The sequence below is a fragment of the Chryseobacterium jejuense genome, assembly GCF_900100075.1.
GTDB classification, from domain to species: domain Bacteria; phylum Bacteroidota; class Bacteroidia; order Flavobacteriales; family Weeksellaceae; genus Chryseobacterium; species Chryseobacterium jejuense.
Genome location: NZ_FNEG01000006.1, coordinates 310,405 through 324,873 on the forward strand (window position 1 = coordinate 310,405; position 14,469 = coordinate 324,873).

The following is a 14,469-nucleotide window of genomic DNA, read 5'->3' on the forward strand; positions in this document are numbered from 1 at the left end:
TGATAACTATTTATTTTGTGAGAATAAATTCTATTTGGAATCTGTAATTCCTATCATCACTCCAAAGTTTCCATCAATCTGAATCCAGTTTTTCTCAGGAAGATAGGTTCTGGAAACGTAGCCGTCAAGATATAACGCATTTTTACAGCCCATTTCCTTAAAAAGCTGAGCGAGACTGTAGAAATTAATTTCTTTTTTAGACATCACAAAAATAATCTCTCCATTTTCCAAAATACCAACACCATTTCTGATATTCAGATTTTTAGAATCTTTTTGAAAGATAGGATTTATCTTTCCCTCAGTTAATAACATTGGTCCGGATTGAGTGGCATACTGGATTGTCTTATTGGGTTTGAATTTTTTAGTTTCAATAATGCCGGGTTGATGGCTTTGGGTGATATAAAATATTCCATTGGGCTGAAGATAGAAATTTCCAGAACCTTGCAGTGTGTCTATCGATTTTAGGGTTTTGAAGTTTTCAATATAAAGTCCTTTGGGTGAGTTATCTGGTTCAAACATTCCGCCATTCATAGCGAAAACTAATTTTTCATTGCTGGATTCTGCTTCCTTTTTCAGATTATTGATGCTTTTCAGGATGTCATCTTTACTATTCTTCCAATATAGTTTTACAGTCTGCTTTTTAGGATTCACCTGATAAATAACAAATTTTTCATCATGCTGTATTTTTTCTTTACAGGAGACGAAAAGCAGCAACAGAAGGATAAGTAGATAATTATGTTTTATCAGCATTTGGATGAATCTTAATTTATAGTAGTAAAATCTGGGTTGTTCATATCTCAATTCTCATTGCTTTTAGTTCAGTCTTGCATTAATCTGATTGTTTTTTCAATACACGTATCTTTTTACGTAAAACCAAAACTACGATTAAAAGTATAAAAATGATAATGATTGAAGAGGTTGTTATAATCATTATCCTTTTATTTTCTTTGTTGATATTGGAAATCTCTTTATCAAGTTTCTTTATAATATTTTTAGCTGTTTCCGGATCATCATCAAGAATTTCAACTATTTTAACTGGAGTATCCTGAGCTTTTAATTGGAGTTGATAATCATTGCTTAGCTTTTGTAATTCTTTTAATTCCTGCTGAGTGAGATCTTCCCATCTTTTTTGTAGCAAGCAGTGTTCAGAATAGAGTAGCCCAGTACCTTTGTCAATATAGGCGAAGACTAAGTATTTTCCTTTTTCTGCAAACAAAATATGACATGACATGAGTGGAGAGTGAAAAAGAGTTGCAGTTTCATTATAGAAATCATCAGAATGATCTGCTTTATACACTTTGTCAATTTTTATTTTGCTCAATGTATTCTGAGAAGTTTTGAATCCATTGGGAACTTCCAAAATGTCATAAACTTCTCCTATAAAAACAAGAGATGCATTTTCAAAAGAATTTTTTATCGTAGGTTCATTGGCACATTTACAGGCAAAAATGTGCAGTGGAAGAAAAAAGGTTAATAGAAGAAATTTATATTTCATTACTTTTAATACGGATTACTGTTCTTTTTTAAGTTCCATCTGCATGTTCATAACCTTTTGTGGAGTATCTATATGTTTTTCCAGGTCTTTTAGTTCCAGACGGTTGGATCTGCTTTTGTACAGATACCCGCTGAAAGAGTATTTTTGAGCTTCTAGAGGAAATGTCTCTGGATTTTTTTCAACAATAGAACGGGTAGTATCATCAATTATTCTTTTTATTTCCTTCAACGAGTTTTGTAGTTGAGTCTTCCATTCCTGTAAACCACTCAGAAAACCAACAATTTCCTCCTCTTGAATGTAGGCAAGCTTTGCAAGTTGTTTATCGATTTCTGTGAAGGTCATTTCGTTCCAGTTTTTATTTTTTAACACCGGAATCTGCCATTTTCTCTGCTCTTCAATCCAATAATCTTTCTGCGCTTTTACCTGATGAATTTGAAATGATGGAAGTTCAATGGCTGTTAAATAATTTCCATGGCAGCTTCCTGTATCTATTCCATAAGTATTGTTCAGAATTTTAGGACAATCTCCTACTACGTGATGCCCGTAGATAATAGGTTTTTCACCTTTATAGAATTCATTCCAGTATGTATTTTCGGGATATTTTTTTTCTAAATACCGGTCTCCGGAAGTAGTACCGGATAAAACTTCTTCTTTTTGTTCTTCCAGTCTTTTATCATGTTCAAAAAAAGCATGAATGATGATGGCATCTTCCGTTTCGTAATAATAATTCAGGTTTTTTATCCAATCAATAAATTCAGAATACTGTTCCCCGAACTGGACTTTTACAATTTCCTGAGCGTAACTTAGGGTTCCATTCAGATGTTTTCTTTCATGGTTACCCATCAGCACCACAGAGTTTGGACGGTTTTTGAAAAATTCGTAAACTTCTTTAGATTGATTGCCTCGGTCAACGAGATCTCCTAGAGAGATCAAAAGGTCTTCATCTTTTAAATTAATGGCTTGTGTAAGTGCTATGAGCTCATCATAACAACCGTGGATGTCTCCGATTACAAAGGTTCTCATGGATTTGTTTGTTACTGTGAAATTATAATAAATAATGCTGTGAAAAAGTAAGTGTAGCTTATTAAGTTTTATTTAATTGACCTGTCTACTTTTTTCATATTTCTTAAAAAGGGCATTATCATAAGGGATGAACATTGATAACTCTTTTGCTTCCCAATCTCCACCTTCAGAGGTCTGATAGAAATCATAAGAGTTATCCAGAAAATTTTCCCCATCAGGAGCTTCTTGCCAATCTTTTTTCTCTCTGTTGTACAATAAGATCATACAGCTTACACAACTGTAATTTTCTCCTTTATCTGGATTTTCATAGCATTTTCCGATTTTGATGCTTAGCTTTTGATTGATGATAACATCTGTCAAGCGTCTTTGGGTAAATTTGATAAGCGCGATTTGAGCATCTTCATCATCCGGACCTTTTTTTGCAGGAACTAACTTTTCAAAATGAGCATTCTCAATTTTTTCTAACTCTTCTTTTTTAGCACTTTCAGTTAATAAATCAATATTATAAGGATGAAAATCTTTTACAGGTACAGCTGCAGCGGATGTTTGAGATGATGCGACTGGATTATCTGCCAAAATTTTCTGATTGGTTTCATAATTCTTCCAGTCTTCTTTACCATATGTTGCATATTGTTGAATTTTATAAAGAAGAGTTTCTCTTTCATTGATCTGTATAAAATTGCTGGCTATAAGAAATAATACCAGGATCCCAAGAGTGGTTCCTATAATTTTAAATGCTTGTTTCATATTTATTAGTCATTTTTTAATCTGTTTATTGAGCCTGTAATCTTATCCAGTTCAGGATAAAGAGTAAGACCAATATTCCTGCAATATAAAACTGTACTTTATTCACTTTTTTTGCCCCAAATTTCCAGACACAAATTCTGTCTGCAATGATGAGGAGAACAACTGGAATTAATCCCAATACTATATACATTCCTGCCAATCCATCTACTGCGGAAACACTGGTGAATGCCGTATAAGAAAAAAATAAACCGATAATAAGAGATAAGATTCCTAAAATGAGAAATAGAGTAAGCTTATTGGCTGGTTTATGAGATGGCTCCATGGTATATAGTGTTAATGAATATTAGCGTAAAATTAAGGTTTTTGCTGGTAGGCATAATGTATTGCTGCCTTAAGAACCTCAATATTGATGTCTTTCAGAGTTTTAAACTTAATACAATATCCAGTTACACTTGCTTTTCCTATTTTTTCTCCAAATGTTCTGGTTAAATAGGTTTTATCATCTATTCCCATAATATAAACTGATATTCCGGTAATATTGGCACTCATACCGATCCGATAAAATTCTCTGGTTTTACCATCTGCATATTGAATTGTACAAAGGCCATATCCGATATTCGGATTGGAAACGGTTTTTCCTTCTTCATTTTTACCATCCAGAAACCACAATTTGCTATTTGGCATAAGCTCCTGTATGAGATAATGAAGCTCTTGCAGATCGGAGCGTTTCTGATCAGATTGTGTCGCAATGTATTCGTTGATCTGTTCCTGAATGTTCATGTCTGATTTTTATTTGAAATTTGTGAAAAAACTCTGAAGGGCAGATTGATGTTGATTAATGATCAAAAGCTGACTTTTGTCGTCCAAAAGAACTTTGTACTGAAATTCTTTGTCAGGAGTGAAATTCCATTGTTTCAATTCCTTGAACTGGCTTTTAACCAGGTTAAGTTTTTCATTATTATTTTGAGATATGATAATTATTTTTGTTAGAGGGGTCTTCTTCATTTTTTCTAGACTGAGCATGGAAATTTGTGTTTCAGATTCCTCACTTGAACGCATAGGATACATTTGACCTATCATATTAAAATCTTTTCTATTTTCAGACAGAATATACCTGTAGGTCATAATATGGTCAAGTTCGTTGATCCATCCAGGGAAGTTTTCCTCATAAATTTTGATATAAGTATCAATAAAATTCTTATCAATAGGTTTCTTCTGAGCTATATATTCTTTTACCGTAGGATATATTTTCTTTGCCATCAGATCAACGTATTTGCTGTAATACCAATCATTGGAGTCCGTTTTTCCACTCAAGCTCTCATACACATATCCATTTCCAAGAGCAGTTGCCAGGGCCTCGTTCATTAATTGATAAGCATAGTTGCTATATTTTGATGGATTATCTTTAAAGTCTTTTGCAATACTTTTTTTCACAGCAAGAGACTGTTCGTCATTAATAATATGGTAGGTTTCATGCAGCATAACACTGAAAAAACTCTTATAATCTTTTAAATTGGTTTGAACAGCGCTTATAAAGTTATTATAAAAAGCCTGTGCTGTAAACCCCGTTGAATTAGGTAAAGGATACATTGCTATTTCAAAAGGGATGGAAACATCCCAGTTTGAATCATAAAACTGTAAACCTCTCTGAAAATAATATTCCATATTTTTTTCCTTGGAATATCTGCTGATTTCCTTTAGTTGTGGTTCAAACTGGCCTTTGTTTGGAATATAAATAAGCTCATTATAAATAGGCGTAAATGCTGAAATAACTTCAGTGATACTCTGAAGGCTTACATTAGGCAGAATTCCAATAGAGCGGAGCTTAAAATCATTTAAATTATTTGTTTCAATCAGATTCTTTTTTAGGATATCTCTGGACTGCATTGGTATTTTTGAGCCATAGGGATATTCATCAAATGAATAACTGTAATCTATAGGCAGTCTCTCGAACTTTACAATAAGATCCTTATACTTTTGAGTATTATACTTTGATTGAGAGAATGCTGTCTTAAAAACATTTTCAGGATAATGTTCAGAAAGATTCTGTATAAAAACAAATACAGCCAATTGCTCAGAATATTTGATATTGAAATTAACCTTCTGTCCAAATGCCCAGAAGGACAGCAAAAAAAATAAGGCGAAAAATTTTTGTTTCATGGCAGTAGTATAGCTTATGTTTTTATTTTTATCAAAATTCGTTCAAATATGATTTAACTTCTGTATTGAAATAACAAAAGTTCCATTTTAGGTAATATTGTATGTTCCATGCTAAGTTCTTTCCAGATACAACAACGATGTGGTCTGTATCTTATGGTGAATTGTATTGAATCCGGGCAAAGAATAACAGATGCTAGTCCAATAAATTATTCTCATGTAAACTGTCGAAAATTATTTTATCTACTTCAGAGACTTTATCCTTGTCTGAGTAGTTGAGCCATCTTATTTCTTCAATTTCAGAACTGACTTTTAATTCTCCGGAGTATTGCCCCGAATAACAGGTCATCTTTACGATAATACCTTCCGTATGTCCATGGGCTTGTGCTTCAAAAGTTCCCACATAATCGAGAGTCCCAGGATCTATGGTAACACTTAATTCTTCTTGTATTTCACGGATGAGTGCCTGTTCATCGGTTTCACCAGCTTCTCTTTTACCTCCCGGAATATAGTATTTATCTTTACCATAGCTTTTGGTTGAAAGAATAGATTTATCTTTTAATTCTATCCAGGCAAGCTTATCAATTATTTTATGTGTCATTGCAAATTTAACTTTTAAAGGCTATTGGTTTATTTTTAGCCCGAAATTCTATTATAATTTTTCGTTTTTCAAAATGGCCGTAATGGCATCGGAAATTTCAAATAGTTTTCCATTATAATTATTTCCTAATAAGATAATGGTAAACTCTACATTCAGATCAGAAATCAAAAGGGCTTCATAGTTTCCGGCTCTTCCATCGTGAGCGTGGTTTACTAATTTTTTGTTGTTAAATTGGGCTTCACCTAAAGAGGATTGTGTATCTGGCAGATTAAAATGTTGTCCCAATTCAAACAAGGAATTTTCATTGATTAATCTTTTTGAATGAAGACAATTCACGAATTTCAGTAAATCAGTTGTTGTTAAGAAAGTTCCACCCATCAAAAAATCTGGCTTATCCTCTGTTAATTTGTTATTAAACCCTTTTGCCATAAATTTTTCATCAACAATAGGTGTGATTTCAGATGAATTCATTTTGCATGGTCTGAAAATATTTTGACTTACATAATTTTTGTAAACCATTCCAGTAATTTTTTCAACAATAAACTGTCTTAGGAAAACATTGTTCATGTTGTAGTCGTACTGAGTTCCTGGAACAAAATCAAGTTTGTCGATTAATTTTAAATCATCGAAAACATCCTTATTGCTTTTAATTTTTTTCCAATTGACATTGGGTAGTCCGCTTGTGTATTGTAATAAATCTTTTATAGTCACTTCATGAGCCCATTTTGGTAATTCCGGAATATATTTGGAAACGTGATCTTCAATTTTCAATTTACCCTGTTCCTGCAATTGCAGCAATGCTACACCACTAAATTCTTTGGTGATGGAACCAATATTAAATCGGTAATCAGGAGTTAGCTTTTTTGTTTTTGAAGCATCCGTAAAACCGAAGGATGTATTATAAATAACCTTATTATTTTTTGAAACCAGAATATTTCCATTAAAAACTCCTGCTTGATTGGCTGCCTTCAGTAAAGAGTCTATTTGAGCGATTTGCTTCGTCTGGGCAAATGTATGATTGGCTAAAAGTAGGAGAGTGGTGAAAATTATGATGAGTTTTTTATAGTAGTACATGTTTTAAGTTTTGCTTTGCTTACTTGTTTATTCTTTTGAAATTGAAACTATGCTCCCATATTGAAACCATTCATAAAGAAAATATCAATATCATCTTTATCTTCAATTTCAGGGATACTTTCCCCTGTTGGCAGCTGATTGTGTTGGAAGCATTCATACAAATCATTCATCAGAAACCCAATGGATGTTTCAATGTCTAATTCATTATTCAGATTTTCCACTGTTTGCCAGAATATTTCATAATATTTAGGGTGAAGATATCTGGTATCAATGAATCTTACAATACTATCTGAATCATAAGGATCTTCTGAAAATACTCTAAAAAAACAATATCCGCTTTCTATGTCATCTTCTGTGGGAAGAATAAAATGTAACCACTTTTTTAAATATCCCTCATCACCATTTTCGTTCAGTCTATTCATAATGATTTTGAGTGTCAGATCATAGCGAGACCAGCGTGCAGACCAATTTTTTCCATTGGGAAGGGTAATAAATCCTGATGCCATATTGGTGGGTTGTTATCGTTTGTTTAGTATGAATTATTAACTTAAATGAAAGCTATTAATAATGTGGTAATCCTCCGTCGGGAAGTTGCATTTCACTTTTTTCTTGTTTGACGAAATTTCCTGTTTCACCATCATATTCGAAGATCAGTAGTTTTAAGATATTATTTTCGTCGCCTAAAAACTTAATCACTTTATAGTTTACTTTTTTTGTTTTTTCATCATAAAAAGAATGAATACCAAACAGAGATTTATCTTTGAAAACATCGAAATTAAAATCTTTTTTTACTGCTAAAATAATATCATGATATTTTTTTTTAGGTGTAGGAATGTTTTCATCATAAGGAATATTGTCATAATCTATTTGTTCAATGATTTTACCATTCATATCAAACCTCGTTTCAATACCAATAGGAGTTTGAAGCATTTGACTCACTCCACCAATATTTTCTACCCTAGACTTTATATTTAAATTTGGATGAAATTCATAAACGATATAATAATTATCAATGGTCTTTATTATTGAAGAAATATGATTTTTTTGATAAGACATACTTATTGTGGAATCATTTCTTTTAAATTGAATGAAATTTTGATTTCCATATGTTTTGACTTCACAGTCTGAGTAACAGGATTTCTTAATAAGCTTTTTGTATTCAGCCAAATTAAACTGACTGATTTCAGTATTTTGGGAAAAAAAGAAATCAGTAAAAATAAATAATAATAAAATTGAATAGTATTTCATTGTTGTAATTGGTGAAAAGGTGATTTATTTTACAGCAAAAATCCGCCAACTAATTTTACATATACTTCTCTATTACCAATTTTATAAACGGTGAGTAGGCTTCCATCCGAAAGTTGTTTCGTTTTTTGACTAAATTCAGCTCTTGGTCCAGATGTAGCTAGTTTTTCAAGCTGTTGTAAAACTTCTGCAGGTGTTAAAACACAAATAGGGGTCTCCTCACTTTTCCCATCTCCGCTTTTTTCTATCGTTTGAATGATTAAGTTCTTTTGTTGAGAACATAATTCTTTTTTCTGATTTTCATCCAATGCCTGATAAATATTCATCATCCTATCTAATAAATTTTTATGTAGAGGATTGATTGAATATTTTGATTCTGCTTCAGTAACTATTTTTTCTGCTTTGCTTTTTGATAATCTTTTTTGAGCTGGTTTCCAGAATGTGTCAGATTCACGATTATAATTCACAAAAGTATAATCCATTTTCACAAACTTACTTCCGTAATACAGTTGATTTAGTTGGTCTTGATTTAGTTCGGAAGGGTTTGTTTTGAATAGGTCTAAAAGTTTATAAAAATTTTCCTGTGGATTTTCGGTGACGTTTTTTTTAATCAGGTCAGTATTTATTTGGGTATAGAATGTTTGAAATATTAAAATTAAAATACCTGAAAGGATATATTTTCTCATCTATTTGATTTTAAATTAAAGGTTCTCCATTAAGATCCGTTGTCAGCACTTCACTCATATAATCAAAAAAAGGACGCATAGTTAGTAACGTTTGCACTGCTTCTTTTTGAAAATTGTCTGCGAAGACCTCTTTATCAGTAAACTTTCGCATCACTACAAATTGTTTTTTCCGGATTAAATCTATTGCAGTATGATTTTTGTCAAAACCTCGCGGAGCTGTTTTTACAGCATCACCTTTAAGTTCTCCGAAATATTTTACAAAGGTTTCATTAGTGATTATCTTTTCGATTTCCTTCGTACTGATTTCAAATTCTTTACGGATACGCAGTAGATCTTTGGCCTCAGGTCCCCAAAAACCACCTCCTACAAAACTATTGCCGGGCTCCAGCTGAATATAATATCCGCCCCTCAACATGGGCTTAGAACGGGAATATCCAACTCCAAAATTGGTTTTATATGGCGTCTGATCTTTGGAAAAACGAACGTCTCTGTAAATTCTGAAAATATGAATTCCCTTTAAATTGTCATGTTCCTGAAGTTCAGTATACACCTGATTGAAAAATACTTTATTTTCTTTCACAACCAGATCATATTCCGTTTTGTGTCTGGTAAACCATTCACGATTATTATTTTTGTTTAACTGAGTAAGAAATTCGAATGCTTTTTTCATAGTATTGTAGAAATATCAGACAATAAGCCCTTGCCCGAAGTTAGAAATTTTTTATTGCTTTTTCTATACTGTTATAGGCAGAATGCAAAATATCTTCGTTGGTGGCAAAACCGGAGTCTTCCAGAAGTTTTATTTTAGATTTGATGTTGTTGAATAATTCCAAATCCGGGTTTTTAATATTTTCGATATACATCATATCAAAGAGTAAGCAATCGCAATCCTCGTAATCTTTTAATAAAATAAATGATTTAAAGAACAATTGATAATGATCAATATCTACTATTCTGTTTTCATCATAGTGTAATATGGCTCTTGCAAAGATGGAATGCTCAGCATCTTTAAAATTGATCAGGTCTTTTTCCAGTTCTTTCCAGTCGGACTCATTAAAGGTGTCCAGAATTTTATATATCATTTCATTTCCAACATTAAGCCAATAGTCACCATCTGTATTCTTGTCTTTTTCAATGATATGTTTAATCTCTGAAATTTTATGTGCAACCATCTTTTATAATGAGTTTTTATTTTCCAAAAACATTTTTCAAAAACAAGCCTATTTTAGATCCACTTTTCTGTTCGTTGGAAAAAGGAGTCGGAATATTAATGTCACTGTTATCTTTAGTCAGATTTTTAATTCCACTATACAAATCCTTTACCTCTTTTGTAATGGTGGTTACAGAGGATAGAGGGTAAAATTTGTTAGCGGCGGTCATTCCAACCGGAAAATTGGTTCTTTCTAACCAAAATGGTTCCAGCAAATCACTTATAGGTTCCATGTGTATTTTATCATCAAGACTTTGTCTTGCTTTTTTTATGAAATCTTCATCCCAGTTTGAAGTTACACTTTCAAAATATTTTAACCCTTTTGCAGGAATGTGTAGTAAAAAAATCTGTGTTTTATCTCCAATTTTATAAATATCAAGAACTTTGAGATAGCTGTCAAGATTTAAACAACAATGTCCAAACCTTTCATTGTCAGGATTTACCTGATAGAGTTTTGCTGCTTTTGCAGAGGCTATTAAAAATCTTGTATTAAATTTCATTCCGCCGCCTCTACTGCTTACATCAAGGAAATAACCGTTTCTGATGAGCTGTCCTTTTGTAAATTTCTCAGCTACAGAAGATTTTAAATCACAGTCTTTATAGTATAATGTCGCTCCGGGATAAGTCCAGTTGATGATTTCTTCAGAATTTTCAAAAACGCCGTTTTCTATTGCTGTCATATCTTTTATTTGTGTTTATACATTTCAATTTTTGCTGATAATCTTTTGGCTAAATAATCATTACCATCTTTTAAATGTTCATAAATCATTTTGGCTTCCTCAAGATATTTTTCTTTCTTCAATTGGTTCCAGTAATAAGGTGGTGCATACAAATTACAAATTCTATCAGCCATTTTAACTGCCCATATTTCTTTGGGTTGTGCTTTGATCCGGTCTAAACTGTCCATCATCTGATCATGCTTCTCAAGATATGTATTTTTGGTTAATGCAAGAACACCTTCTTTAACCTGTTGACCATATTCTTTTTCAAGAGCTTCTATATTCAAGCTGGTATCTTCTATGGTGTCGTGCAAAAAAGCACATTTTACAGCAAGTTCTACATTAAAATCAGAAGAGTTTTTAGCTGCATTCATGATTTCAAATACCACACTTCCGATATGATTGATGTATTCAATTTTTTCGTTTTTATTTTGACCTCCATACGTTTGTCCGTTATGGAGAATACTTACTTTTTGCCATATATTCTGCAAATCATCAATAGTAAAAGTATCGTTCATTTTTTTATTTTAGTTGTAATAATTAATCTGGATTTTCAGCCAGTCTTCCAGTTTAGTGAATTTTTCAACTGAAATGTACTCTTTATAATTATTAATTTTATTTAATAAATCTTCATAATCTTCCGGGTCGTAATATTCATTTGGATTTTCTTCGTATTCGGTTCTTTCCTTATGACGTACTATCATTTCATTGGTTTCTTCAACATGTAAATCAGCAATGAGTTGTTTGGAAGATGAATAGTTTGCTACTACATATTCTTCAATAAAGTAGTTCCAACGCCCGAAATCATGAGTACTTCTATAATGTAATGTTCCATTAATAATTTCATATCGACTAATGGTTTCATCCCGAGTTACATAAAATAAGGTGTCTTCTAAATAAGGAGATATATCACTAAGGAAATCATTAAAATCTCTGTCAAAACCATATTTCGTAGATCCTTGGATGGAAATGTAGATGCCTGCTTTCCCGAAATCTATTATTCTGTCATTTTCGTACCATTCGAATTTGATGACCTTTCCATCCTGAGAGTTTATGATGAATGTATTTTCAAAAATGTACAATATATTGTTGATATCTTGAACTTCATTGATGACCGTAAATTTTCCGGAAAAAATAATCTCTTTGTCTTTGCGGACTTGTAGAATGGCACCACCGTAAATAATTTTTGGTTTAAGCTGATATACATGATGTAGATTTCCCATTTTTAATCTTATGTTTTTGTTTATTAGGAAGATAAAAGAAAAGAAAAATTAGATATTGCTATTTCTCTTCACTCTTTGCGCTAAATTCTGTCCAAATATTGTTTTCTTATCAGTTCAATTATGGGAACGAACAGATTGATCTTTTCTGTTGATGCTGTCCAGACATAATCAACATTTTTATTGGCCAAGCTGATTCCGAATTTCCATTTGGAACCATCCAAAATCATTGCTTTTTCATCTCTTATGCTTTCTGGTAATTTTATTTGAGTCAACTTTGACAACTCGTTTTTTAATATCGTCTGATCTGCTATGGAAAGAATTTTCTCATCAATGATGATCTTTAGCCTGTCCAGGTTGTAAATTCCATGCGTCCATTGTGAGATATTGTATGAAGTATCCCATTGCCTGAATTTTGAATGGATATTTCCATCCGAGGCTTCAACTAAAATTATTTTATATGGAAATCCACTAATGGTTGGGAACTCGGAGAGATATGCTATGATTTTTTCTCCTGATTTTAACTCAAAGTTTTCTACTTTAAGTTCAACGGCGTTCATAAGAACTTGTATATCGTTCGAAATTCTTTCCATTTTATTTTTTTGAGGAGTTAGAGATTTTAGTTTTAATAGGCTATCTTTTTATAAATAATAAATATATTCTGCTTTATCTCAACAGGCTCTCAATAATGCTTAGTTATGATTTTTTATTATTGAAACTGCCAAATCTTCTTTGTTTAAAATATTTGAATACCAGAATCCTTTTCCCCAGATTTTATTCTCCGGAAATTCCTCTGGATATTTTGTCCCTAAAAGTGAGGATGTTTTGCTTTTTAATCTTGAAATTTTTTGAAGTATTGATACTGCAGGGGAAAATGCAAGTATTTCGACTTTTGATTCATTAATTCTAAGCATTTTAATTTCAAGTCCATCAATAATTCGGTCTCCATTCTTACGGCAAAGCTTTTCAATATCAATTTTTAACTGATTGATTGACTTTTCATTGAGTAAGAGCAGCTCATTCTTTGAACTTTTATTAACATATCTGATAGGTAATACATGTGATAAGTAGCAGCTGATAGTATACTTTTGCAATTCTGTGTAAGCATTCACAAGCTTTTGCCAATTTCCATTTTTATCCCATACAGGATATTCATGATGTGTGGTCCAGATGATATGAAATAATTGCTTATTGCTCATGGTGTATAGCTCTTTTATTGGTTTTACAGCTGTATATTTTAGCTGTTTTAAAAATCCATATTATTTTTTTCCTTTTTATGACCGTTCTCCGAAGTCTTCTGAAATTTAGTGGAATTATTTTACCAACTTTCCGAATCATAGAAAATAAAATACATCTTCTATGGTTCGGAAAAATCTGTTTACAGAATGTTTTGGTTTTATTAAAATTGAAAATTCGCTTTTTATTTCAAAAGTTTTTTTGTCTAATTTTACAGCTCCTATTTCTATGATGTTAGTTTCAGATATTTCATTTTTTCCAAAAGTTTTGCAGCTTCCTTCTAAATCATAGATTACTAAGTCACTTGAAAATTTCATATAGTTTTTGGGTGTTTTAAGTTTGCCAGTCACTAATTTTTTCAAATTAACGTATTGCGACAATCTGATATATATAACTTTTGTAAAGCTACTTGTTTACTACGCAATCTATTAGCACACCTAAATACTTTTTCTTTAATGATCGATAAAAACAACAGAATTTAATTTTTACTCATATATTCTGCCCATTTCTAATAGATCACCCAAAGTTTGCCAGCTTACCTCAAATTCCTGTTCATCATCCTCACAATAGTCTAAATAACATCGCATACCACATTCTAAAATAGAGTAGGGATCGAAATTATACCATCTATTTCCTGTTTCAGAATCAATTCCAAAAGACCGGCCTTCATCATTGAGCTGTTTACCTTTCATTTTATGCAATTCGGCGATCTGAAATTGTAAAACGGCAATTGTATAATAAATTCCAATATCCTTTAAAGAATTATTGGTAACTTTTTTATATACAGCTTCCTCATCAGGTGCCTTTATAATTTTAAGCCATTCATTATCAATTTTTTGGGGTTCAGAAGTACAGGCGTCATGTAAGAGTTTTAATAATAGATCAGCGGTTAAGGTTTGTTTTTTTTCCTGTTCCACCAGTTTTAATAAAGCTAAAAGATAAGTTTCAAGATCTCTGTTTTCTAAAAGATGTCTAAGATTGATGCTATCGTAAAATTTGTTGTAGGTCATATTTTGAGATTAAGTAATATAATTATTTTAAAAGGCAAAATTCAGA

At 31.9% G+C, this 14,469-nt stretch carries 21 protein-coding genes; all 21 read right to left on the bottom strand.

Annotation, left to right across the window (positions count from 1 at the left end; genetic code table 11):
* Positions 1 to 30: 30 nt before the first annotated feature.
* The 21 genes from BLS98_RS18710 to BLS98_RS18810 all read right to left on the bottom strand — a co-directional run bounded on the left by BLS98_RS18710 (position 31) and on the right by BLS98_RS18810 (position 14,423).
* Positions 31 to 750, bottom strand: coding sequence for a phosphodiester glycosidase family protein (locus BLS98_RS18710; RefSeq protein WP_089738295.1), 720 nt, complete (start codon positions 748 to 750; stop codon positions 31 to 33).
* Positions 751 to 829: 79 nt separating this feature from the next.
* The gene (locus tag BLS98_RS18715) at positions 830 to 1,495 is read right to left on the bottom strand and encodes a hypothetical protein (RefSeq protein WP_089738297.1); all 666 of its coding nucleotides are present in this window, start codon (positions 1,493 to 1,495) and stop codon (positions 830 to 832) included.
* A 15-nt stretch (positions 1,496 to 1,510) separates the two neighbouring features.
* Positions 1,511 to 2,518: a metallophosphoesterase gene (locus BLS98_RS18720; RefSeq protein WP_089738299.1), complete on the bottom strand. Its 1,008-nt coding sequence runs from the start codon at positions 2,516 to 2,518 to the stop codon at positions 1,511 to 1,513.
* Between the two features lie 72 nt (positions 2,519 to 2,590).
* Positions 2,591 to 3,265: a hypothetical protein gene (locus tag BLS98_RS18725; protein ID WP_089738301.1), complete on the bottom strand. Its 675-nt coding sequence runs from the start codon at positions 3,263 to 3,265 to the stop codon at positions 2,591 to 2,593.
* Positions 3,266 to 3,290: 25 nt separating this feature from the next.
* The gene (locus BLS98_RS18730; protein ID WP_089738303.1) at positions 3,291 to 3,587 is read right to left on the bottom strand and encodes a hypothetical protein; all 297 of its coding nucleotides are present in this window, start codon (positions 3,585 to 3,587) and stop codon (positions 3,291 to 3,293) included.
* 32 nt (positions 3,588 to 3,619) lie between these two features.
* Positions 3,620 to 4,045: a DUF1801 domain-containing protein gene (locus BLS98_RS18735; RefSeq protein ID WP_089738305.1), complete on the bottom strand. Its 426-nt coding sequence runs from the start codon at positions 4,043 to 4,045 to the stop codon at positions 3,620 to 3,622.
* Positions 4,046 to 4,054: 9 nt separating this feature from the next.
* Positions 4,055 to 5,425: a hypothetical protein gene (locus tag BLS98_RS18740; RefSeq protein WP_089738306.1), complete on the bottom strand. Its 1,371-nt coding sequence runs from the start codon at positions 5,423 to 5,425 to the stop codon at positions 4,055 to 4,057.
* A gap of 193 nt (positions 5,426 to 5,618) precedes the next feature.
* Positions 5,619 to 6,023: an NUDIX hydrolase gene (locus BLS98_RS18745; protein WP_089738309.1), complete on the bottom strand. Its 405-nt coding sequence runs from the start codon at positions 6,021 to 6,023 to the stop codon at positions 5,619 to 5,621.
* A gap of 51 nt (positions 6,024 to 6,074) precedes the next feature.
* Positions 6,075 to 7,097 (bottom strand): serine hydrolase domain-containing protein, encoded by a 1,023-nt coding sequence (locus tag BLS98_RS18750; RefSeq protein WP_089738311.1) that lies wholly within the window; start codon positions 7,095 to 7,097, stop codon positions 6,075 to 6,077.
* Positions 7,098 to 7,144: 47 nt separating this feature from the next.
* Complete coding sequence (locus BLS98_RS18755) at positions 7,145 to 7,603, bottom strand: hypothetical protein (protein ID WP_089738313.1); 459 nt, start codon at positions 7,601 to 7,603, stop codon at positions 7,145 to 7,147.
* A 55-nt stretch (positions 7,604 to 7,658) separates the two neighbouring features.
* Positions 7,659 to 8,345, bottom strand: coding sequence for a hypothetical protein (locus BLS98_RS18760; protein WP_089738314.1), 687 nt, complete (start codon positions 8,343 to 8,345; stop codon positions 7,659 to 7,661).
* 29 nt (positions 8,346 to 8,374) lie between these two features.
* Positions 8,375 to 9,028 carry a DUF4919 domain-containing protein gene (locus tag BLS98_RS18765; protein WP_089738317.1) on the bottom strand — a complete coding sequence of 218 codons (654 nt, stop codon included), beginning with the start codon at positions 9,026 to 9,028 and terminating at the stop codon, positions 8,375 to 8,377.
* Between the two features lie 10 nt (positions 9,029 to 9,038).
* Positions 9,039 to 9,698: a DUF2461 domain-containing protein gene (locus BLS98_RS18770; protein WP_089738319.1), complete on the bottom strand. Its 660-nt coding sequence runs from the start codon at positions 9,696 to 9,698 to the stop codon at positions 9,039 to 9,041.
* 40 nt (positions 9,699 to 9,738) lie between these two features.
* A complete protein-coding gene (locus tag BLS98_RS18775) occupies positions 9,739 to 10,200 on the bottom strand; it encodes a hypothetical protein (protein WP_089738322.1) in 462 nt (153 codons plus the stop codon).
* Positions 10,201 to 10,216: 16 nt separating this feature from the next.
* The gene (locus BLS98_RS18780) at positions 10,217 to 10,918 is read right to left on the bottom strand and encodes a hypothetical protein (protein ID WP_089738324.1); all 702 of its coding nucleotides are present in this window, start codon (positions 10,916 to 10,918) and stop codon (positions 10,217 to 10,219) included.
* 5 nt (positions 10,919 to 10,923) lie between these two features.
* Positions 10,924 to 11,475 carry a bifunctional (p)ppGpp synthetase/guanosine-3',5'-bis(diphosphate) 3'-pyrophosphohydrolase gene (locus BLS98_RS18785; protein ID WP_089738325.1) on the bottom strand — a complete coding sequence of 184 codons (552 nt, stop codon included), beginning with the start codon at positions 11,473 to 11,475 and terminating at the stop codon, positions 10,924 to 10,926.
* A gap of 9 nt (positions 11,476 to 11,484) precedes the next feature.
* The gene (locus BLS98_RS18790) at positions 11,485 to 12,180 is read right to left on the bottom strand and encodes a hypothetical protein (RefSeq protein ID WP_089738327.1); all 696 of its coding nucleotides are present in this window, start codon (positions 12,178 to 12,180) and stop codon (positions 11,485 to 11,487) included.
* A gap of 80 nt (positions 12,181 to 12,260) precedes the next feature.
* Positions 12,261 to 12,770: a hypothetical protein gene (locus tag BLS98_RS18795; RefSeq protein ID WP_139166155.1), complete on the bottom strand. Its 510-nt coding sequence runs from the start codon at positions 12,768 to 12,770 to the stop codon at positions 12,261 to 12,263.
* A gap of 99 nt (positions 12,771 to 12,869) precedes the next feature.
* Entirely contained in the window at positions 12,870 to 13,376 is a 507-nt protein-coding gene (locus BLS98_RS18800; protein ID WP_089738332.1) for a hypothetical protein, read from the bottom strand.
* 135 nt (positions 13,377 to 13,511) lie between these two features.
* Positions 13,512 to 13,730: an exonuclease domain-containing protein gene (locus BLS98_RS18805; protein ID WP_139166156.1), complete on the bottom strand. Its 219-nt coding sequence runs from the start codon at positions 13,728 to 13,730 to the stop codon at positions 13,512 to 13,514.
* 168 nt (positions 13,731 to 13,898) lie between these two features.
* Positions 13,899 to 14,423, bottom strand: coding sequence for a hypothetical protein (locus tag BLS98_RS18810; RefSeq protein ID WP_089738336.1), 525 nt, complete (start codon positions 14,421 to 14,423; stop codon positions 13,899 to 13,901).
* Positions 14,424 to 14,469 lie beyond the last annotated feature (46 nt).